Genomic DNA, 21,104 nt, shown 5'->3' on the forward strand with positions numbered 1-21,104 from the left:
TCAGACAGCTTGTACATTAGTTCAAATATAAGATAACTGAATAACAGAGTTGTGTAAACAATATTTCTATCAAATGAAATAAAATAGAACACCAATATTACACACCCTAAACTAATCTCTATATAATGAATAATTAGTACTACTTTTTGACTAAAAACACGTTATGAAGAACATTAAAGTCATATAATTGTTAGGTATATAGTTATTTGATGTCAATTAAATTTACATATATAATAAATATAAATACGAATTCGACATTTAGTGACAGTCCTCATTTCTTTAAACCCACTAAACCTGAGTCTTGAGACATACATTTTCACATGATAAAACGATATGGACGGATCACATTAGATCACCACATTAACTGAGTATAAAAGAGAACTATTATGCGTAAAATCAGTATAAGTTAATAGAATGTTAAATATTACCTGATAATAAATATAGACATGTAACCACATCAAAAAAAACCACAAGAACATCTCCAAATACTTTCAGAGACTTTCTTGTGGGATAATATAAAATATGGAAAATGATACTAATTCCACTTTTTCGAAATGTTACAGACGGTTTTCAATACACTTCTGTGTCAGGTGTCAATGTAATATTACTTCCATATGGTTCAATTAATCCTTGTTGCTCCAAGTACTGGTCAACGTATCGATCTGCATTCAGTGAAGTTGACCCGATCCAGTCTGAATATGTTTTTCCAAACATTTTATATAGTATGTCACTAGTATATTCATTACTTAATTCCCCAAAAACAGTATATAACTGTTTTACCGTATTCGTGTGTTTTTTACCCTCTAAATCGGTCCATGTTACTTTTTTATTCAGATCTACCTTCCTTATATCCTTAGTATATATTTGTACGATTGACCCATTAACTTTAAAGTACACACGGATGCTTTTTACGTAAGGATGACCCTTGAGAATGCTCCACCCTGTCATCTCTCCAGTAGCTGGTACAGCATAAAGTTTTCCTTTTGTTGGAGTTGTTGCTGTTACACTGTTTTGTTTTTGAGGTTGTTCAATATTAATAGTCATTTTTCCTTTACCAATGGATATTTGCATCTGCTTAGCTTTAGAGTTATAAGTCAATACTCCATCCAAAGCATCTGAGAGAACAGAAGCAGGAAACAAAGTTACGCCATTTTGAACAAGTAGTGGTGACTTGAGAGTTAATGGCTCTCCATTTAAAGTTGCCTTTGTTCCAGTTTTCGGGAGAGTTAGTCTGGTAGAACCAACTTTAATCTCGAAGGTGCCCTGTTGAGCAATGTAATTAACACTCCCCCCCAGTGCCTTGAATACCTCTTTCATCGGAACAAGAGTCACACCATTTTTTATGTATCCCCCATCAATCGCTTCATCCAAGCTACCTGAGATGGTAACTGATCTTTCAACATTTTCGACTTTAACAGTAATTGTTGAAGAACCTACACCTGTTACCTTTACCATCCCAGTGCTCAGCACTTGAAGTATATGAGGTTCACTGATCGTATAATCTGTTTTCGAAAGACCCGTATTTCTTCTGTAATATGGATCGTTATCGCTATGTATTGAGAATTCGTCATCATACACAACAACTATATTAAGATTAATCTTACCACCGACCGAAACTGTAGTATTAGGGATGAGTTCAATATTTTTAACTTTAAGTTCCTCCCCATAAACACTTGAGACAAACAACAACATAAATACCATCATTAGAACCGTTATTCTTTTCATTCACTTGTACTCCTTCTTATTTTTATTATGTCTATTTCTCTTCATGAATCTATGTATTGGGATACCCCTTTCAGCTTCCTATTCTATTTTCGTAATCATTAACAAAAAATGTTAGTCTTTCTCTTTAGTAAACAAAAAAAATTGAATGCAGCTTAATCACTGCATTCAACATTCATATGAATTAAATTACTTCTTCACCGTGCTATTATATTGCGCAATCTTGTCTGTAATTTGTTTAGCTGCTGCATCCAATGCTTCCTGTGGTGTACCTTGTCCATTCAGGACCGTTTCAATCGCTCCTTCGACAAGTTGTCTCGCTTCAGGGAATACACCCATTAATGCCCCGGATGTTGCTGTCGAATCCGCGGAAGCGTGCAATTGGTCGACTGCTGTCTGGAATTGCGGGTACTTCGCCATATTATCCTTTAATACTTGCTCTTCGTAAGCTGCTGTCGTAATTGGGAAGTATCCTGTCGCAACGCTCCAGTTCGCTTGCACCTCTGGTGTAGCCAAGTACTTGATGAACTCCCAAGCCGCTTGCTGTTGTGCTTCCGATTTGTTGTTCATGATGTACAAGCTCGCTCCACCCACCACAACGCCGCCTTCTTTGGCATCCGCTGGACGAGGCAGGAAGCCTGTTCCCAGTTCAAACTTGCCACCTGAACCTTCTACGATTTTACGCAGGCCAGCCGTGGAATCCAGGGTCATACCGATTTGCTGAGCGGTAAATGCTGCTGTTGTATCGTCTGTGCTACGTCCCAGATTGGAGAGGGTTTTCTCGTCGATCATCTTTTTCCACCATGTTAATGTCTTCACTCCAGCTTCGGAGTTCAACAGAGACTCTGTAGCGGCTTCGGTTCTTCCGTTTCCATTGTTTACATAATCTGCATTCTGGTTCGCAAAGAATTGTTCCATGAACCAGCCGTAGATCGCCATGGATGCTCCTGGCTTACCGTCTTTCGCCAATGCTTTCGCTGCTTGTTCAAACTCTTCATATGTCTTCGGCGGGTTCTCCGGGTCCAAACCTGCTGCTTTGAACATATCCTTGTTGTAGTAAAGGATCGGGTTCGATGTGTTAAACGGCATCGCGTTCAACTTGCCATCAATGGTGTAATACCGGATAATGTTTGGCTCCAGTTGGGACAGGTCGAACTGATCCTTGTCGATGAACTGCTGTACTGGCGTAATCATGCCTGAATCGATCATGAACTTGCTACCAATCTCGTAGACCTGGATAATGTCTGGACCGCTGTCTGAGCCCATGGATGCTTTGAGTTTGTTCAGACTTTCATCGTACTTCCCTTGATAGATGGGCTTCACCTGAATGTCTGGATGACTTGCGTTAAAGTCGGAAGCGAGCTGGTTTATCGCTTTTTCCCCTGCACCCGACATGGAATGCCACCAAGTCAATTGTGTTGTTTCAGCTGCGGCCGCTTCTGCTGGAGCTCCACTTGCCGGGCTGCTTGTTTCTGCTTTCGTTCCGCAAGCGGAAATGACCAACATTAGAGCAGCCAGCATTAATGCGAATGTACCTCTTTTTTTCAACCGAAATCCGTTCATAATCGCTCTCCTTTTATATGGCTCGCTTACAATAAAATCTTGGGGATGACGCGGTGTGGCCGTTACGGTTACGAATCGTTCTTTTGATCGCTGTTATCCCCGGATTTTTCTCATTCCCCCTCTCTAAGGGGAAAATCCGGGGATAAAGGCGAGTTAATGCTTACGAAGTAGCTTTCTTGCAGAAAGCTTGTAGCTTCGCTTCTTCAGAATCGATTCTTCTCCTTCACTACTACCGTCGTTCATTTCAACATCTTATTTGAAGCACGAGCCTCATTTTATTCGCTCCTGGTATTCAAATCGTAGACCTTGTACGAAGATACAAGGTTTAATTCAAAACCTCTAAATCAAATCTTTAGATCAAAACCTTCAGAATTTCAATTTCAATTTAATAGTTGTAAACCTTACTCTCCTTACCCCTTCAGCGCGCCTGCGGCCATACCGCGGACAAGCTGTTTCAACCCGAAAATCAATAACAGTAAGGATGGTAGAATGACCATCGCTGTTCCGGCAAATACCAGATTCCACGCCGTGGATTCCTGGAACTCCAGCATCGAGATCCCGATCTGTGCGGTTCTCATTTCTGGTGTGTTCGTCACTAGCAGCGGCCAGAGATACGAATTGTACATACTTAAGAATGAATAGATTGCCAGTGTTCCAAGTGCCGGACGGGACAAAGGCATGACGTGCGATATAAAATAGCGGATATGGCCACAACCGTCGATCTTCGCCGCCTCGAACAATTCCTTGGGCAGCTGCATGAAGAACTGTCTTAGCAGGAATGTACCAAACGCCGTTGCCAGAAACGGCACGGTAAGCCCCTGGTAACTATCCAGCCAGCCCCAGCTGCGAACCGTCAGGTAGTTGGGGATCATCGTCACTTCCCACGGAATCATCATCGTTGCGACAAACATGCTGAAGATGAAGTTTTTGCCTTTGAACTGCATTTTCGCAAAAGCATAGGCTGCCATACTCGCTGTAATCAATTGACCAAGCGTCGTTAGGCCTGCGACAAGGAAGGTATTGCCGATAAATCGACCAATCGGAACAATATCGAATACTTCGCTAAAATTGGACAGATCGATTGAATCCGGAATGATATGCGGTGGATAAGCGCTCGCATCTTCCGGCGTCATGACGGCCATGAAAAAGGTGTACATCACCGGATACAACACAAGTGCTGCACAGATCGTCAGTAATACATATAACAGTGTTTTGGTCCATGTCGCACTCATTGGTAATGCACTTTCCTTTCTACCCATTTGAACTGGATCAGGGTCAGCAGCATAATCACCACGAACAGGATCAGTGCCTGTGCACTACCTGTACCAAAGCGGAAATTAACGAAGGCTTCCTGATAGATGGAATAGACGAAAACATTCGTACTATCCATTGGGCCACCCCGGGTTAGAATGTTGATCTGACCGAACGATTGAAAAGCGCCAATGATCGATACGACCGTAACAAAGAATAACGTTGGTGACAGGAGCGGCATTGAGATTTTACGAAACGTCAGTAATGGTCCTGCGCCATCAATCTTGGCACTCTCGTAGATCTCATCCGGGATGCCTGCCAGACCACTGGATAGAATAATGTAGTTGAATCCGAGGTTCATCCAGATCGTCATGATGGAGATCGAGATTAACGCCCAATCCGGGCTGGTAAGCCAAGGAATTGGATCAATACCTACTTTGCCAAGCAGATAATTCAGCATGCCCAAGGTCGGATGGAATAGAAACTTCCAGATCACCGCTGACGAACCGACGGATAACACCACGGGCAGAGAGAATACAAATTGGAACACACGCATTCCCTTGAACCGGTTGTGAGTCAGTGCAGCCAGAATCAGAGCAGCCAGCATACCCGTAGGCACCGTAAACAGGACAAATAGTAACGTCACTTTCATCCCTTGCATAAACAGCCCTGATTGGAACACCGCCTTGAAATTATCCAGCCCCACGTAAGCCGCAATCTGTCCCGTCGGATCTGTGGAATGAAGACTCAGATACACGGACTTAAACATCGGGTAAAACAGAAACACTGCAAACAAAAGCAGCGATGGTGCCAGGAAACCATAGGCCAGCATATTCTCCCGCATTCGCTGCACACGCAGCGAGGCTGTACGACGCTCACTCGTACCTGATACGCGCCGTTTGGCGGCGGGCAAGCTGATCCGGTTATCAAGCTCACTCATCGGATTTTCTTCCCCCTTGATTCACGCATTCAGTGTGTGTGAAATGCTGCATCAACTTCAGCACCACGTTATCTAGTGTAAGAGTCGAATGTCACAGCAAAATCTTTTCTGAATCAACGTAACGTTAATCATGGACAAGGGGCTTTACGAAATCAGGGATCAACTCTACGCCGGAATTAGAATTAGATCTCACGACAAAAAACCACAAGAACTCCCCTGTTTGGAGATGTCCCTGCGGTTCGATGTGTAAATGGAATATGAACGTTTGTCTATTAATGAAAGTGACTCATTTTACAATAATCTGTAAATCTTCCAACCCCGGTTAAGCGATTAACCGTTCGACTTAACGATTAAGATGATATGGCACCGTGGTGACAATCACGTCTTTGTAATTGATCAGATAAGCCCGAATCATGAAGCTGGTCTGGTTGTGCAGTACATTTTGCCACCAATGCTTGGTGATGAATTGCGGAATCAGAATGGTGATGTGATCGGTCTCGGCCGTTTTCCACTCTACGGTATCAATGAATTTCTTGAGCGGCCCCATAATACTGCGGTACCTCGATTTGATCACGACCAGACGGACCCCTGGGTTCCACTCCTCCCACTTCTGCTCCATCTTGCGTATGGCCTCATCATCGAAGCCAATGTAGAGTGCGACCACGTGATCCGACATCGTCTGGGCGTAACTGATCGTGTTCATGACGACCCGCGTAATGCCTGCAACAGGTATCACAATCGTATTACCTTTTTGCGCTGGCTTATCGACCTGAATATCAATCCGCAGCTCATCCGCAATGTTGCAATAGTGACGGTGAATACGCATGAACACATAGACAACGAGCGGCAAAAAGATAAAGATGACCCATGTCTGCGTGAACTTGGTGAAAATAAAGATCAGGGTTATCGATAGCGTAGTCAGCATACCGACTGTATTAACCAGCAGTTTCATCTGCCAGCCAGACGGCTTGACTTTGATCCAGCGAATCATCATGCCGAGCTGCGATAGCGTAAATGGAATGAACACCCCTACCGCATAGAGCGGAATCAGGCTTTCGGTATTTCCTTTGAACCCAACCACCAGCAGCGCAGACATGACACTGAGAAAAATAATACCGTTCGAGAAGCCAAGCCGATCTCCTCGGACCATGAACATATGAGGCATATATTTGTCTTTGGCCATCATGAAGGACAACAGCGGGAAGGCAGAATACGCCGTATTCGCTGCCAGGAACAGGATCAGTGCCGTCACACCCTGGATGATAAAATACATCCATCCTCTGCCAAATGTAGCTTCGGCAATCTGGGATATGACCGTGGCATGGGGATCAGGCTTCACCCCATAACCGAAGGCCAGCAACGTGATGCCAATGAACATGGCTCCCAATATACAACCCATGAGCAGTAACGTACCTGCGGCATTTTTCTCGGCAGGCTGCTTGAAGTTCGGGATCGCGTTACTTACCGCTTCCACGCCAGTCAGAGCCGAACAGCCGGAGCTGAATGCTTTCAACAGCAGAAACATACTCACATGGGATAGACTAGTTCCGAATTCAGGTGCAGCTGCTTCCATCCCCCCGGCAAGAAATTTGATTCCGCCCGAGATGATCAGAACTGCAATCGAAAAGATAAACAGATAGATGGGGATCGCCAGCACAGACGCTGACTCCGTCACTCCCCGCAAATTCATAATCGTTAGAAACACAATCATAATGAGTGCAATCACGACACTGTAGTCATGCAGCATTGGAAACGCCGACGTTATTGCATCCGTGCCTGCGGACGAACTTACGGCAACAGTCAGAATATAATCGACGAGCAGAGATCCTCCGGCAATCAGACTGGAGGTGGTACCCAGATTATCCTTGGCTACGATATAAGCGCCGCCCCCTGTTGGATAAGCAAATATCGTCTGACGATAGGAAAAAATTAAAATGACGAGTAATCCCAGCACGGCGATGGAAATCGGAATAGAGTACCACAGGGCGGCGAATCCGGCCGCAACGAGCACCAGCAATATCTGTTCCGTACCGTAGGCAACGGACGATAGGGCATCCGAGGACAGGATGGCGAGCGCCTTCCATTTCCCCAATTTTTCTCCATCCAATTCAGCCGATTTCATGGGCTTGCCTATTAAGATTCTCTTCATTTTGCCAAGCATGATCATAACTTCCTTCCGTCTCTCATCTGTGAAGCATTGTTATTATGCAAAATCGCAGAGCCATTGACAATACGTCATTTCACCCGAAATTCGCCAGCGCGTGATAATGCATTCTACGATTCAATAATCGATAACAAAGCCATTCTTGTTCAGCAATTTGAACTTTTTTGAACCAAAACGACGTTTGTTCGTCAAAAAAAAGGAAATGACCTTCGGTTCAATGAACCAAAGACCACTTCCTTGATCTATGCGTTGACTGTATTGCAATAAAACATCCTTTAACTACCCAGAATGCCGGGACGAGGGGTAACGCCGAACGCTTGCGCCAGTGTAGTCAGCTGTTCATCCGTAATTCTCTGCCGGATCTCGTGACCAGCAACCAGCATATACACTTGGGCTGCCTTCTCGATGGTTTCAATCAGACCAAATGCCTCGTCAATCGTTGTGCCCGTTCCGAAGATGCCATGTTGCGGCCAGATCACCGCGTGGTATTCTTTCATTTTCTCAGCCGTTTCGCGCCCAATCTTATTCGATCCAGGGATCATCCAAGGAATAATGCCGATCCCATCCGGGAATACAACCACACACTCCGTGCACATCTGCCAGAGGGTCTTCGTGAATTTTGCTTCATCCAATTCGTGGATAAACGTCATCGCCAGCACATGAGTCGCATGATTGTGCATAACAACACGGTGGTTCGGGTCCAATTTCAGACGTTCAATATGGCTCATGAAATGCGTAGGTAATTCACTTGTTGGATTCGCCCCCGACTCCAATCCCCAGAGCACTTCCAGCTCCTGACCATCTTGCGATACACGCAGCAACCCCAGGTTGCTTTCGGGATCAGCGAGTACATTTTTGAAATATTTGCCCGATGCAGTCACGATAAAATACTTGCCTGCCAGCTCTTGCACCGAAAATGCCGGTTTGATCTTGCGAAGCACATGATGGATATCGATATATTGGGCTACTTCCTCTTCCTCCAGCAGATAGCTGACGTTACCACCATTGCGCTCATCCCAGCCATTTTTCCACATATGTTGAGTAATTTCAGCCATCTCACGGACAAATGGAATATGGAAACCGGCGGCCTGTGTTGTTTCGTTTGTAAGGGTCACGTTCATGATCAATCTCTCCTTATATTGAAAATCAAATGGCTTGCCACGTACATAGTAAGTTCTTTATTTCACATTCATTATACCTTTGTTTATCTTTGATGATCAATAATAAACACAGATATATTCTTTTATTTATTTTTGTTTAGTTTTGTTTATTTGAAAATAAAACAAAAAAATACCCTACCGGCGCCCGGCAGGGTCAGTCACACATCTATTTAACACGAGAAGGGGTTTACAAGAATTATCATATCTCTGCTACCTTAATAGAAGCTGAAAGCGAAATAAAAAAAGCATGAAAACCAGGTTGATATACCGTAGACCACATTCTCATATAAATGAATTCACTTCATTAGGATAGCCTATGGCCTGTCCCTGTTCGAAGCATATTTACGGTTTTTTTCAGCACATAGGACGGATGCATTAATCCTGTCGGTTCATACTGTTCGTCACCTGTGTATTCGAATCCGAGCTTGATCAAGATGTGTCGTGACACTTCATTATCCGGATGATGCTCCGCAAACAGTGCCTTCGCCTTCATTTCATCAAAGGCATACGCAATCACCGCACGCGCTGCTTCCTGGGCATACCCTTTGCCCCAGTGATCCCGGGTTAGATGGAATCCCAGTTCATACATATTCTTTTCTGAAGAATACGGACGCAGGCCACAACAGCCCACAAACACCTCGGACTCTTTCTCAAAAAGGGGCCAATATTGCACCCCCGCTTCCTTCTGTCTTTGAATCTCCTGTGTTAATCTCGCTTCTACTTCATCTTCGCTTAGAAATCCCTTGCTGCTAATCCACTTCGAAATCTCATGATCGCCCCACAGCGCAAACGCCAGCGCACGATCCCCTTCGTTCCACGTCGCACATTCCAGCCGTTCGGTTTCAAATAAAATGGTTCTGTTCATCATCGACTAACCTCCTGTATGCCAACACAAGTCTGCGTGCCGCCTATACCTTAAATTAATCGAATAACCATCACGGTAAACAAAGTTCATAATCTGTTCATGTTCATTCCTTCTAATGACACTTATAATTGCTTAGCCAATTTCTCAAATTGATTGATGTGAGGCTTGATCTCTTTTTCTACACTTTTTATAAAGGAACTAAACTGTTTGGGGTTATACTCATCTCCAACACCAACACTTTTATACACTTTTCCCTTCTGATATGTAAACGAGAATATATAACCATTCTTCAAATCATTCCAAATGTCTCCGGCATACCCCAAGATTTTAAAACTCATTTTCGAATCTTTGTAAGCAAAATAATATGGCGGATCATATTCTCCATTTCGTATATCATAGCCTGCGATCCACTGATCTTTTGCAAATGTCCCCGTTTGGATTCGTGATTCCAACATTTCTCCAGTCAACGCTATTTCATTAACCTGAAGTTTACCTTTACCATCCTTCTTGTCATTCTTCCAGTTCCCATCATACTTGGACTCTGTAATTCTGTCCTCACCGCGTGTTATAACTTTATAAACACCATGTCCTGAACGTTTGCCCTGTGTCCAGCTTCCTTTGTAAGTTTTGGTTTTCCCCCAGGTCATGGTTCCATTCCCGTGAGGTTTTCCATTTTTGGTCTCTCCATAATATGTAGCCCCATTGCCATACTCCAGGGTGGTCATCTCAGTCGCCGCCTGAGCAACATGTGGTGACAGGATTACAGACCATCCGAAGGTTACCCCTAACATACAGATGAACATTCTTCTCAACATCTAATCTTCCTTTCTTTCTCGCTGTACAAGAAATCCATTTTTATAACAACCTATTAATTAATAAAGACTCTAGTATAATATCACTTTCAATCCAGAAGGTTCTACTAAAAAAAGAAAGACCCCTGCCGACAACATGTCCGGCAGGGGTCAATTAGACCCGTAACAACAATTAGAAATCAGATGTTGCCACTTGAATCGTACCTGTTGAAGCACCAGCTGCACTAGTCAATAAGGCAGCTACGAGCAGCAAGTGTACAGACAGTGTAAGGCTGTTGCCGGCAGGAATTAAATACGTGATGACAGGTGCATTCACGCGAGTAACAACCAATTCGACTGCAAACGGACCAAAGTTGTTAACCGTGATGCTGGCATTAGTGCCCCCAGCCAAATTCTCATAGTAGGATTTGCCCACGCCTGCTGCCAAATTGTAAAACTGTTGTGGTAAAAGGATGGCCATTGAAATCACCTCCTTTTGCTTTGATACGGTATTCTATGTTGGAAAACTAGTAAAGCCACGGTGAAACGACCGTGTTATAACGTCCATTTTTAATAGACTTCGTAGATTGATAGACAAGTGTACGCAAAAAAGCCCCATCGGAACAGTCCGACGGAGCCAGTACAGCCTATAAAATGCGAGACCCTATGAATAGCAAGCGATATTCTAATCCCGTCTACTTTTGGTCCGATATTCGTGCCATAACAAAAATAGAAAGTACGGTGCGCCGATGACGGATGTTACCAGCCCGACGGGGAACTCCAGTGGCGGTGCCAGCACACGTCCAATATAATCCCCCAATAACATCATGATTGCCCCTATGAGTCCGGCAACAGGCACATAATACCGATGTCCTCCTGATACAAGGCGGCGAGCGATATGTGGACTGACCAGACCTACGAAACCAATCATACCAACCACGGCCACCGAACCGCTAGCAAGAAGAACGGCCAACAGAAGCAGTACAGCACGCATCCTCTCCACGCGCAGACCCAAACCTTTGACAGACTGTTCGCCCAGGCCGAAGAGATCCATGACCTTGCCCAGTATCCATACTACAGGAATAACCAGAACAATAATGGGTGCCAACTGGAACACCTGGTCCCAGTTACGTCCCCACAATGAACCGTTGAGCCAGAGCAAGACGGTATTGATGTTCGCCGACGATTGTGTAATCAGCAGTTGCACCAAGGTGCTCCCACAAGCGCTAACCGCTACACCAACCAGTGCCAGCCGGACCGGATCTACCCCATTTCGGTAAGAGAACCCATACACAAGCAGCGCCCCAGCGCCGCCTCCGGCAAAAGCAGTCAGTGAAGTGAGCCATGCACTTTGCATCTCTACAGGTAATAACAGAACCGTAGATACGGCTCCCAGCGCAGCTCCCGCCGAAATTCCCAACGTATCGGGTGCCGCTAACGGGTTGCGAAGAATGCTCTGCGAGACCAGACCTGATACAGCCAGACCACAACCGACAAGCATGGCCAGCACAATACGCGGGAGTCGATAATTCAGAATAATATAAGATAGGTCCGGATCTCCCTCACCCATAAAAGAAAACCAAATCTCCTGCCAGCTAATCCCTACCGCTCCAGCCTGAATATTCGCCATCATGAACAGGCCCAATAGAATGACAAGCGCCATAATCACCATAAGATTCCGATTCTTAGGTATGCCCATCATGATACACTCCTGCTCTGTCGTCTTGCGAGATATACGAAATAAGGCGCGCCAATCAGGGCCGTGATGATGCCTACTGGTGTCTCTGATGGAAAATGAACAAACCGGGAAGCAATATCTGCCAGAGTTAACAGAATCGCTCCGAATAAGGCGGAGAACGGGACCAGCAGCCGATAGTCCGTCCCCAACAGATAGCGGGTGATATGTGGCACGATTAATCCTACGAATCCGATCGGCCCCACAACGGACACGGATATACCTGCCAGAATGATGACAATCACACTGCCAACCACCCGAACCGTCCAGATCTTCTGACCGAGTCCGCGGGCAATGTCTTCGCCGAGGCTCAATAAAGACAAGGATTTACTAATTAACAAAGCCATGAAGAGACCCGTCAGACTGAATATTAGCAAAAGGTTAATCTCTTCCCATTTGACCCCGGCGGCTGAGCCTGCAAGCCAGAAAATGATTTTGCCAGCGGACTCTTCATTAAAGATCAGCAGTCCCTGCGTAAATGAAGATAACAATGCCTGTACCACCACACCGATGAGTGCCATCCGAACTTCAGCTTGACCTCCGCGTATGGCAAAACTCATCAACAGGACAATGCTCACCGTCAGCAATCCCCCTGCAAAGCCCGCGCCTGCCAGCGTCAGGCCACTAACTGTCGGGAAAACAATCGTGCACAGGACGATCATAAAGGAAGCACCTGCATTGATCCCGAATATGCTCGGAGATGCAAGCGGATTACGGGTCAGCACCTGCATAATGCACCCAGCAATACTCAGATTAGCGCCAATACACAGCACAGCCAAGGCACGTGGCATTCGCAGTATATGCAGAATGACATGTTCTTTGACCGTTGGAGAATAGTCGAACATATAATTCAGCACAGTGGATAAGGGTATCCATGAAGTACCGATCATCAGCGAGCCCATCAAAAGCACAACCAATCCGATTATGCCAATCAAGGCCGCGGTCAACGTTCTTTTCATTTAAAATATGCAGCCGCTTCATCCATAATATGGTTCAGTGCAGGTATACTGCGTTGTCTTGACCATGTTGCCAACTCAACTTCATGTGCATTGCCATTCTGTACTGCCTTCAATTGATTCCAGAGCAGATTATCCTTCTGACCTTCGAGCACGGATGGCCCATCTTCATTAATCAGAATCAGCATCTGATCCGAATCCATGGTGAGCAGCTGCTCTGTCGTCATCAATTGATTGACCTCTTTCTCGTCCTTCAGGGCATAATTCAGACCTGCCGCAGACAAGAAAGAAGAATGAAAGGCCTGATCCGTCCGAACCTGAAACGATTGCGTTTCATCTTCATCCGCAGCCACGATCAGAACTGACTGCTGAGGATTGATCGTTTGCTTCAATTCATTCAATCGCTTCTGATGCTCTTCCAGCATAGCGGTTGTAGCTTCGGATTTGCCCAACGCTTCACCAATGTTCTGAGTCGACGCCAGGATATCCTCGTAGTTAGCTGTATCATTCTTGAACACAATCGTTGGTGCAATGGCTGACAACTCATCATAGACATTGCTATGACGGCTCGTATCCGCAATAATCAGATCCGGTTTGAGTGTGCGAATCACTTCCAGATTCGGCTCAGAACGGGTACCCACCGAGGTGTATCCCTCAATATAAGCAAGCGTGTCCTTGGGGAAACGCTCAGGTTTGTTATCATCAGCAACTCCAACAGGCTTCACTTCGAGCGCTGCAAGAGTCTGTGTGAATCCTTGTTCCAACACTACGATCCTTGTAGGCTCAACCGGTACCTTCGTGCTTCCCAGATCATGATTGATCGTGCGTGAAGAAGCAGTATCTGCGGTTGCCTGTTCACTTCCACTTGATACTGCCGGAGCATTGGTGGATGGAGATGGACTCGCGCACGCACTCATTAAAAGACTAAAACTCAGCAACAGCATCATTACCGTTGAACGTCTGGACCAATTGTACATCATGAAAGAACCCCCGCTTACTTGTTTGTTTTGAGAACCATTATCAATATAACGGGGTATCAGCGACTCAACAATGGATATATCGGACATAGCAGATGTCGTATTCAGACCTGTTGGCGGTTGATGATACTGATTACGATAGTGAATCGGAGATAAACCAGAGTACTTTTTGAACATACGGCTAAAATGATAGACATCCTCATAACCGATGCTTCTCGCTACATCCTTCAGTGCAAGATCGGTCTGCACAAGCAATTCACGTGCTTTGCTCATCCGGAATTGCACAAGATAATCCGATGGGCTCTGGCCAATCTCACTATTGCGGAACAAGCGTCCCAGGTGTCTTGGACTGCATTCCAGCTTGGCAGCCAATGAATCAATTGTCATTGGAAGGTGGTAGTGTTCCTGAATATAGCTCATCGCCTGAGCCACCAGATCAGTGGGTTCAGACGATATTGGTGCGGACTGCAGCTGTTCCAGAATCTCCATCATGATCTGCAAGAAGATGGAACGTACCTGCATTTCCTGTAAACGGTGTGGAGATGTCCACATCTGTCTAAGCTGACTTATTTTATCTTGTAACAGCACCGGGTGTATGGGCTTCAGGTCGTATTGACTCTCTAACAACGGGCTCTCATCCGGTAGTAGTCGAGCAGTTGTTCCAGCAGATAACAAGATGTGTGCTCGATACAAAATTAAATAATACTCCAACTGATCTTCGATTACATCAATCTGCAGAAGGCTCCCTTTCCCGCCATGAATCAGATGATAGCGGTCCGTCCTGTACCGGTTGTAATCCACATGAATCAAGCCACCACCACGAACCGTGTAGATCAGTCCGCTGGTCGTCATTTCATGTATTATGGAGTCGTGTCCGTATGGCAGCAGATGATGCTGAACATCCACGACCTGAACCCCAGCCTGATTCCATAGCTCAATATATCTGTCTATATTCATTACATAACCCCTTTAAAATACGTCCGCTCGTTTTAAATGATAATAATTCTCAATTATAGCGATGCTTATCGTGATCTGTCAAATGGGATAGACATCCATGCAAAACAAAAAAGGCGACACATATCGTGTCACCCTTATCGTTGAAACGCTTTAGGCATACAGCATGAAAAAGTTCAATTCATGTCCCTGCTGCTTAAGATAGTTGTACAATTGCGAACGGTGATGGAATACATGCGTTACCGTTTCAATCTGCCATTGAACCTGCAGATGTCCATGTTCCATATAGAAAGCTTTCGTCGAACGATTCAAAAAGTCATCTTCGCTCAATCCCGTGATATATGCTTTGTAGGATTCGAAATTGCTCCACAACGTTGCTTCCAACTTCTCGATATCCTGAATCCCGGACAAGCTATTCTCCACCAACCCAACCTCAGCTTCACCTTTTTCCTGCATGATGGCAAGATCGGATGCGGTAATCTGGATAAAATGATGCACTAACTCCACCAATGAACGCATATTCTCCTGTGGACGATAAGACCAATCCTCCGAACGGATCAAGCGAATTAACGAAGCCCCCGTCCGTACGCCTGTTTCCAATTCATTCAACAAATGATCCCGAATCTGCAATGTTCCATTCATATATGATGTCTCCCTTATCTTTTATTCTCACGACTTCAGTATAACCGAAGGTGCTACCGATCTATTGTACAAATCGGACAACATTCTGCCATGCTCCCTGGCCGCTGTCAACGGAGTCTCTCCATAAAACTTGCGAAATTGCCGAATCAGATGGGCTTGGTCAAAAAATCCATGATTCTGGGCGAGCATTGCCCAATCTGCCGTATGCCCCTGATGAATGCTGCCCAGCACACGATGAAAACGAACCACCTCACTGAATCGTTTGGGACTGATTCCAATCCATTCGGAGAACTTGCGATGCAGCTGCCGCTCACTGACCACCTCACGCATCGCAAGCTCCTGTACACTCATACGTCCCCCATCCTTGAAGATGCGGTGCAGCACATTTTTCATCAGATCGTTCTCATATGTACTTGCCTGCACCGACAACGGACTCAAGTACGCATCCATAACCTCTACTCGTTCTGCAAAACGATTCGTTTCAGCCATCCGCTCCTGAAGCTCGTTCAGCTTCTCGGGCCAACATTCCTGAAGTGCAATTCGCTTATCCGTAAACCATTCCAGAGGCATCCCATGGAAGACATGTGCCCCACCCGGAAAGAACCGCACACCAAAGGTATAATCTCCAGCAGGAGCATCATCGTCAGATGACTCCGGTACAGCGAAGGGCTGTGTATAGTTGCCGCAGTAGGCATAGGAATGTACTGAACAGACCGGGTCGTATGTTATCAGCATGTCCGTGCAACCATCCGGCAATACCCGGGAAGGGACAGTCATCACCGATCGCTCTCGACCTTCTCCCGAAGCAACATCTGCATGCGTGTTCGGAAGAGAACCCGATTCCCAATAACAGGCCACATAAGCCATCAAGCCGGCAGCAGGTATTTTCTCAACATAATAACTGTTAGGGTATGTCCCATTTATCTGAATAGGCTTAAACAACGGATGCAGGCTGTGATCCACAATTCTTCCCTCCGATCACTAGAGTTGTTGTACGCTATGTATTCATCTATCATACCATCAACCGAACAAATGGAGAAAAAAAAGTGCCCTACCGGAGGACAATCCGATAGGGCCAGTCACACATCTATTTAACACGAGAAGGGGTTTACAAGACTTATCTTACCTTCACAACCTTAATGGAAACTGAAATTGGGATGAATAACAGATCAAAATTACTATTTTTTTTAACTCAGCCCATGCAATTTTCGAAAACGTTCCGGACTAATGCCTGTGTGTCTTTTGAACATTGCACAGAAATAACTGGCGTTCTCGTAACCCACCCGATCAGCCACTTCATAGATTCGCAGCTCTCTCTCACTGAACATGAGTTGTTTGCTCCGATTGATCCGTTCCTGGTTCACGTAAAACACAGGTCTGGTATGAAGTGCCTTCTGAAACAGCCTGCACAGATATTGAGGAGACACGACAGCCACTTCGGCCAGCTCCTTCAGCGACAGCGAACGGTCCAGATGCTCTGAGATGTAACGCAACACAGGCTTCAAGCGCTCCAGTTCATCATTATAATTGGCAGATACGATGAGTAATGGCTTGAGATCTAATAGCAGTGCATATAATTGTTTGGAGCATTCAATATCGTAATCTGCATACGCCGTATTGCCTGTGTTCTCCCCCCGAACCAGAAGTCGCTCCAATCCTTCCATCAGTGTGGGGTTTCTAAGCCTGCATACGCGTGAACCGGTTATCCCCGCATAAGATAATAACTGGCTGGCCTCTCTGCCCTGGAACGACACCCATGCCAGCTCCCAGCGGTCACTTATGGGCATGTATCGATGCGGAACATCAGGATACAGAAAGAAAACGTCACCCGGTCCGACGATATACTCGTCTTCTTGTATAATCAGCCTCCCCTGGCCATGAATAATCTGATGGATCTGATAATCCGGGAATCCTTCTGGACGCTCGGTTTCATATTGGTGTTCCCAGTAACCAACTGTGGTCATATAGATCGGCAGGCGAGCAGCTTCTTCTGTTTTACCAAAAAAGATCCGAGTATCCATCCAGCACACCACTTTCTCCATCGTTGGTTTCATATTGTGATATATTTGGGCAATATTCTTTATTCTCTATGTCCCAATTCAATTCTATAATGTCAATATTATAACATTACAGAAGGAGCTGCTGTTATGCGAAACAAACTTATACATACCCCTCCGGCTAATGGTTACCCGGAATGGAACAACAATCCCGAGATTTTTCAACTGGGCCGTCTACCGGCTCACGCTTCTATGATAGCGTTTCCATCCATCTCAGAAGCATTGTCGAGTGAATCCAACGCATCACCCTGGTACGAATCACTGAATGGTCCGTGGAAGTTTGCCTTTGCGGAGACACCGGAGCAACGGATTACATCCTTTTATGAGAACAACTATGATGCCAGTGACTGGGACGAGATCGCCGTTCCTTCCAACTGGCAGCTGCAAGGTTACGATTATCCCCACTATACAAATATGACGTATCCGTGGGTCGAGCGTGAGCCTGAATTGAAGCCACCATTTGCACCAACAACTTATAATCCGGTGGGTTCGTACATCCGTACGTTTACTGTTCCTGCAGATTGGAAAGACCGGCCTGTCCTGCTGCACTTTGAGGGTGTTGAATCCGCCTTCTATGTATGGGTCAACGGGGAGCTCGTCGGTTATAGCGAAGACACGTTCACACCGGCAGAATTTGATATCACTCCGTATCTGACCGAAGGTGAGAACAAACTGGCAGTGGAGGTATATCGTTGGTGTGATGCGAGCTGGCTGGAGAATCAGGATTTCTGGCGGTTAAGCGGCATCTTCCGTGGTGTATACCTGCACTCACCTTCGCCGGTTCAGATTTCCGATTTCTTTGTTCGTACCGAATTGGATGACGCTTACCAGGATGCTGAGCTATTGCTGGATTTGAAGTTATTTAATCATAATGCCGCGCAGACCACTGCCGGATTATCCGTTCAGGCACAGCTCTATGATGCACAGCAACAGACTGTATTGAAGCAACCCCTTACTGCGGCCGTTACTTTCCAGGGTGAGGATGAACTTTCATTCAATTTGTCAGCAGAGGTTATCCAACCGCTCTTATGGAGCGCCGAGTCCCCTCATCTATATACGCTCGTGCTTTCCATTCAGAATGAATCGGGCGAAACGCTGGAGGCTGTTCGCAGCCGGATCGGATTCCGCAAGTTTGAACTGAAGGACGGCCTGATGCAGATCAATGGCAAACGCATTGTGTTCAAAGGCGTGAATCGTCATGAATTTTCACCGGACACTGGTCGAGCCATTAGTCGGGAAGACATGATCCGTGACATCGAGCTGATGAAGTCCTATAACGTTAACGCCGTGCGCACATCCCATTATCCGAATCAGTCACTCTGGTACGAACTGTGTGATGAATATGGCCTGTATGTCATTGACGAGACGAATCTGGAGACTCACGGCACCTGGTACTACGGGCAAAAGGAAATGAACGAGAACAACATTCCCGCGAGTAAGCCTGAATGGCGTAACAACGTAATAGATCGCTGCAACTCGATGTTCCAGCGGGACAAAAACCATGCGTCCGTTATAATCTGGTCTCTGGGTAATGAGTCCTTCGGCGGCGATAACTTCATCGCCATGTACGATTATCTGAAACAAGTCGATCCAACCCGTCTCGTTCATTATGAAGGGACTTTCCATTATCGCCCTTCCGATTCGGCAAGCGACATTGAATCCACAATGTATATCAGCCCTGAAAATGTGGAGAACTATGCTCGCATGCAGGGACCCAAGAAGCCTTATATTATCTGCGAGTACAGCCATGCCATGGGTAACTCCTGCGGCGGTCTGCATCTGTACTGGGATTTATTTGATAAATATGATGTGTTGCAAGGTGCTTTCATTTGGGATTGGGTTGATCAATCCATTCGTAGCACTACGGCAGACGGTGTAGAATATTTCGCTTATGGCGGCGATTTCGGTGAATCTCCTCATGATGGCAATTTCTGCGGAAACGGACTGATTCTGGCGGATAAGACAGTTACACCGAAGCTTGAAGAAGTGAAGAAATGTTATCAAAACGTTCGTATGCAAGCTATTGATGTAAAAGAAGGCCTGCTGCGCATCCGAAACCAGTTCCTGTTCACAGATCTGAGCGAATATTCGCTCGTATGGACAGTAACACACGATGGCGTATCCGTAGAGAACGGCTCGTTGGATATCGCGGTACCTCCTGGTGAATCGGCTGAAGTCCGCATCCCTTACACGTCATCGTCCGATCTATTCAAGGAAGCGCTGCTGACTGTATCTCTGGTTACGAAAGTTGCAACCAAATGGGCAGGAACAGGTCATGAAATTGCCTGGGATCAGTTCGTGGTATCTCCACGTTTGCGTCCAATCCAACCGGTGAACCAAGGGCAAGGCAAGGCGCCGCAGGTACAGGATCTACAAAATGAATTGAAAGTGGCTACAGGCCAAGTCACGTTGAGCTTCAATCCAGCTACTGGCGCACTCACGTCCTATCAGATTAACAATCAGGAGCAATTGCTCGCACCTGTCCGGCCGAATTTCTGGAGAGCCATGACAGACAATGATATGGGGAACCGCCTGAACGAGCGCTCTGCCTTCTGGAGAGATGCTCACGCTACCAGTAGATTAATTCGCTTTGAGCACCTTGCAGACGAGCAAGGCATTCTCGTAACGACCGATTATACGTGGGATTCTCATCCGGGATGTACGCTGTCCATCACATACCGAATTGATGCGGATGGTGTATTGGAAATCAGTCAAACCCTTATTCCAGGCGTGGGCTTACCTGATCTACCGGAATTTGGTATGCTGCTGCAACTGAATAACAGCTTGGATACCATTTCTTGGTACGGCAGAGGGCCGCATGACAATTATGCAGATCGTCTAACCAGTGCACGTCTCGGCTATTACACAGGCGCGGTTCGTGATCAATTCGTCCCTTATCTGAAACCACAAGAGTGTGGTAACAAAACGGATGTACGCTTCGCTGAAATTACGTCAACGGATGGTCAGCTCGGCCTTCATGTTGAAGCCACCATACCATTTGAAATCAATGCGTTGCCGTGGACACCTGAGGAATTGGAAGCAAACGATCATGTGTACAAATTACCTCAGAGCACACAGACTGTGGCGCGTATCAATTACAAACAAATGGGTGTCGGTGGAGATGACAGCTGGGGCGCACGTACCCACGCTGAATACACTTTGCCAGCCAATCGCGCGTATCACTTCACCTTTACAGTAAGACCTATGTAATATCAAGCAAGCACTGCTGGCAGTATGCCGGCAGTGCTTTTTTGTTGAGTGGTGCGTAGTTTGAGTTTGAAGTTTTCCAAGGGAACATTATAATAAATGGGGTGCTAGAATGATGAA

General features: G+C 45.9%; 16 protein-coding genes. 1 reads left to right on the top strand and 15 read right to left on the bottom strand.

All coding sequences use genetic code 11. The features are described from left to right. Positions 1-570: 570 nt before the first annotated feature. The 15 genes from FS628_RS07600 to FS628_RS07670 all read right to left on the bottom strand — a co-directional run bounded on the left by FS628_RS07600 (position 571) and on the right by FS628_RS07670 (position 17,774). A complete protein-coding gene (locus FS628_RS07600) occupies positions 571-1,725 on the bottom strand; it encodes a copper amine oxidase N-terminal domain-containing protein (RefSeq protein WP_145320485.1) in 1,155 nt (384 codons plus the stop codon). 186 nt (positions 1,726-1,911) lie between these two features. Then, positions 1,912-3,285, bottom strand: coding sequence for an ABC transporter substrate-binding protein (locus tag FS628_RS07605; RefSeq protein WP_186327739.1), 1,374 nt, complete (start codon positions 3,283-3,285; stop codon positions 1,912-1,914). A 410-nt stretch (positions 3,286-3,695) separates the two neighbouring features. Continuing rightward, positions 3,696-4,517 carry a carbohydrate ABC transporter permease gene (locus FS628_RS07610; protein ID WP_145320487.1) on the bottom strand — a complete coding sequence of 274 codons (822 nt, stop codon included), beginning with the start codon at positions 4,515-4,517 and terminating at the stop codon, positions 3,696-3,698. After that, positions 4,514-5,476, bottom strand: coding sequence for a carbohydrate ABC transporter permease (locus FS628_RS07615; RefSeq protein WP_091033725.1), 963 nt, complete (start codon positions 5,474-5,476; stop codon positions 4,514-4,516). The genes FS628_RS07610 and FS628_RS07615 overlap by 4 nt, the downstream gene beginning before the upstream one ends. Before the next feature lie 343 nt (positions 5,477-5,819). Next, positions 5,820-7,637, bottom strand: a complete 1,818-nt coding sequence (locus tag FS628_RS07620; protein WP_145320489.1) for an APC family permease — start codon at positions 7,635-7,637, stop codon at positions 5,820-5,822. A 278-nt stretch (positions 7,638-7,915) separates the two neighbouring features. After that, positions 7,916-8,761 (bottom strand): rhamnulose-1-phosphate aldolase, encoded by an 846-nt coding sequence (gene rhaD, locus FS628_RS07625; protein WP_145320491.1) that lies wholly within the window; start codon positions 8,759-8,761, stop codon positions 7,916-7,918. Positions 8,762-9,104: 343 nt separating this feature from the next. Then, a complete protein-coding gene (locus FS628_RS07630; protein WP_260870951.1) occupies positions 9,105-9,665 on the bottom strand; it encodes a GNAT family N-acetyltransferase in 561 nt (186 codons plus the stop codon). A gap of 122 nt (positions 9,666-9,787) precedes the next feature. Continuing rightward, a complete protein-coding gene (locus tag FS628_RS07635; RefSeq protein WP_145320496.1) occupies positions 9,788-10,480 on the bottom strand; it encodes a hypothetical protein in 693 nt (230 codons plus the stop codon). 169 nt (positions 10,481-10,649) lie between these two features. Next, positions 10,650-10,937, bottom strand: a complete 288-nt coding sequence (locus FS628_RS07640; RefSeq protein ID WP_091015368.1) for a hypothetical protein — start codon at positions 10,935-10,937, stop codon at positions 10,650-10,652. 204 nt (positions 10,938-11,141) lie between these two features. Beyond that, positions 11,142-12,155 (bottom strand): FecCD family ABC transporter permease, encoded by a 1,014-nt coding sequence (locus FS628_RS07645; RefSeq protein ID WP_260870953.1) that lies wholly within the window; start codon positions 12,153-12,155, stop codon positions 11,142-11,144. Further along, positions 12,155-13,150 (bottom strand): FecCD family ABC transporter permease, encoded by a 996-nt coding sequence (locus FS628_RS07650; protein WP_145320499.1) that lies wholly within the window; start codon positions 13,148-13,150, stop codon positions 12,155-12,157. Before FS628_RS07650 ends, FS628_RS07645 begins: the two co-directional genes overlap by 1 nt. Next, a complete protein-coding gene (locus tag FS628_RS07655) occupies positions 13,147-15,081 on the bottom strand; it encodes an ABC transporter substrate-binding protein (protein WP_145320501.1) in 1,935 nt (644 codons plus the stop codon). The genes FS628_RS07650 and FS628_RS07655 overlap by 4 nt, the downstream gene beginning before the upstream one ends. Positions 15,082-15,231: 150 nt before the next feature. Beyond that, on the bottom strand, positions 15,232-15,720 hold the full coding sequence (locus tag FS628_RS07660; protein WP_076216923.1) for a DinB family protein: 489 nt from the start codon (positions 15,718-15,720) through the stop codon (positions 15,232-15,234). Between the two features lie 27 nt (positions 15,721-15,747). Beyond that, positions 15,748-16,683 carry a helix-turn-helix domain-containing protein gene (locus FS628_RS07665; protein ID WP_145320503.1) on the bottom strand — a complete coding sequence of 312 codons (936 nt, stop codon included), beginning with the start codon at positions 16,681-16,683 and terminating at the stop codon, positions 15,748-15,750. A 224-nt stretch (positions 16,684-16,907) separates the two neighbouring features. Continuing rightward, the gene (locus FS628_RS07670) at positions 16,908-17,774 is read right to left on the bottom strand and encodes an AraC family transcriptional regulator (protein ID WP_260870954.1); all 867 of its coding nucleotides are present in this window, start codon (positions 17,772-17,774) and stop codon (positions 16,908-16,910) included. A 93-nt stretch (positions 17,775-17,867) separates the two neighbouring features. Here FS628_RS07670 and FS628_RS07675 point away from each other — a divergent pair, with 93 nt between their 5' ends. Then, positions 17,868-20,987, top strand: a complete 3,120-nt coding sequence (locus FS628_RS07675) for a glycoside hydrolase family 2 TIM barrel-domain containing protein (protein WP_145320507.1) — start codon at positions 17,868-17,870, stop codon at positions 20,985-20,987. The last annotated feature ends 117 nt before the right edge of the window (positions 20,988-21,104 follow it).

Source organism: Paenibacillus xylanexedens (genome assembly GCF_007676705.1).
In the GTDB taxonomy this organism is placed as follows: domain Bacteria; phylum Bacillota; class Bacilli; order Paenibacillales; family Paenibacillaceae; genus Paenibacillus; species Paenibacillus xylanexedens_C.

Bases quoted from the DNA above. Each gene is read 5' to 3' on its own strand.
- FS628_RS07600 (WP_145320485.1), bottom strand. From the start codon at position 1,725: ATGAAAAGAATAACGGTTCTAATGATGGTATTTATGTTGTTGTTTGTC.
- FS628_RS07605 (WP_186327739.1), bottom strand. From the start codon at position 3,285: ATGAACGGATTTCGGTTGAAAAAAAGAGGTACATTCGCATTAATGCTG.
- FS628_RS07610 (WP_145320487.1), bottom strand. From the start codon at position 4,517: ATGAGTGCGACATGGACCAAAACACTGTTATATGTATTACTGACGATC.
- FS628_RS07615 (WP_091033725.1), bottom strand. From the start codon at position 5,476: ATGAGTGAGCTTGATAACCGGATCAGCTTGCCCGCCGCCAAACGGCGC.
- FS628_RS07620 (WP_145320489.1), bottom strand. From the start codon at position 7,637: ATGCTTGGCAAAATGAAGAGAATCTTAATAGGCAAGCCCATGAAATCG.
- rhaD (WP_145320491.1), bottom strand. From the start codon at position 8,761: ATGAACGTGACCCTTACAAACGAAACAACACAGGCCGCCGGTTTCCAT.
- FS628_RS07630 (WP_260870951.1), bottom strand. From the start codon at position 9,665: ATGAACAGAACCATTTTATTTGAAACCGAACGGCTGGAATGTGCGACG.
- FS628_RS07635 (WP_145320496.1), bottom strand. From the start codon at position 10,480: ATGTTGAGAAGAATGTTCATCTGTATGTTAGGGGTAACCTTCGGATGG.
- FS628_RS07640 (WP_091015368.1), bottom strand. From the start codon at position 10,937: ATGGCCATCCTTTTACCACAACAGTTTTACAATTTGGCAGCAGGCGTG.
- FS628_RS07645 (WP_260870953.1), bottom strand. From the start codon at position 12,155: ATGGGCATACCTAAGAATCGGAATCTTATGGTGATTATGGCGCTTGTC.
- FS628_RS07650 (WP_145320499.1), bottom strand. From the start codon at position 13,150: ATGAAAAGAACGTTGACCGCGGCCTTGATTGGCATAATCGGATTGGTT.
- FS628_RS07655 (WP_145320501.1), bottom strand. From the start codon at position 15,081: ATGAATATAGACAGATATATTGAGCTATGGAATCAGGCTGGGGTTCAG.
- FS628_RS07660 (WP_076216923.1), bottom strand. From the start codon at position 15,720: ATGAATGGAACATTGCAGATTCGGGATCATTTGTTGAATGAATTGGAA.
- FS628_RS07670 (WP_260870954.1), bottom strand. From the start codon at position 17,774: ATGAAACCAACGATGGAGAAAGTGGTGTGCTGGATGGATACTCGGATC.
- FS628_RS07675 (WP_145320507.1), top strand. From the start codon at position 17,868: ATGCGAAACAAACTTATACATACCCCTCCGGCTAATGGTTACCCGGAA.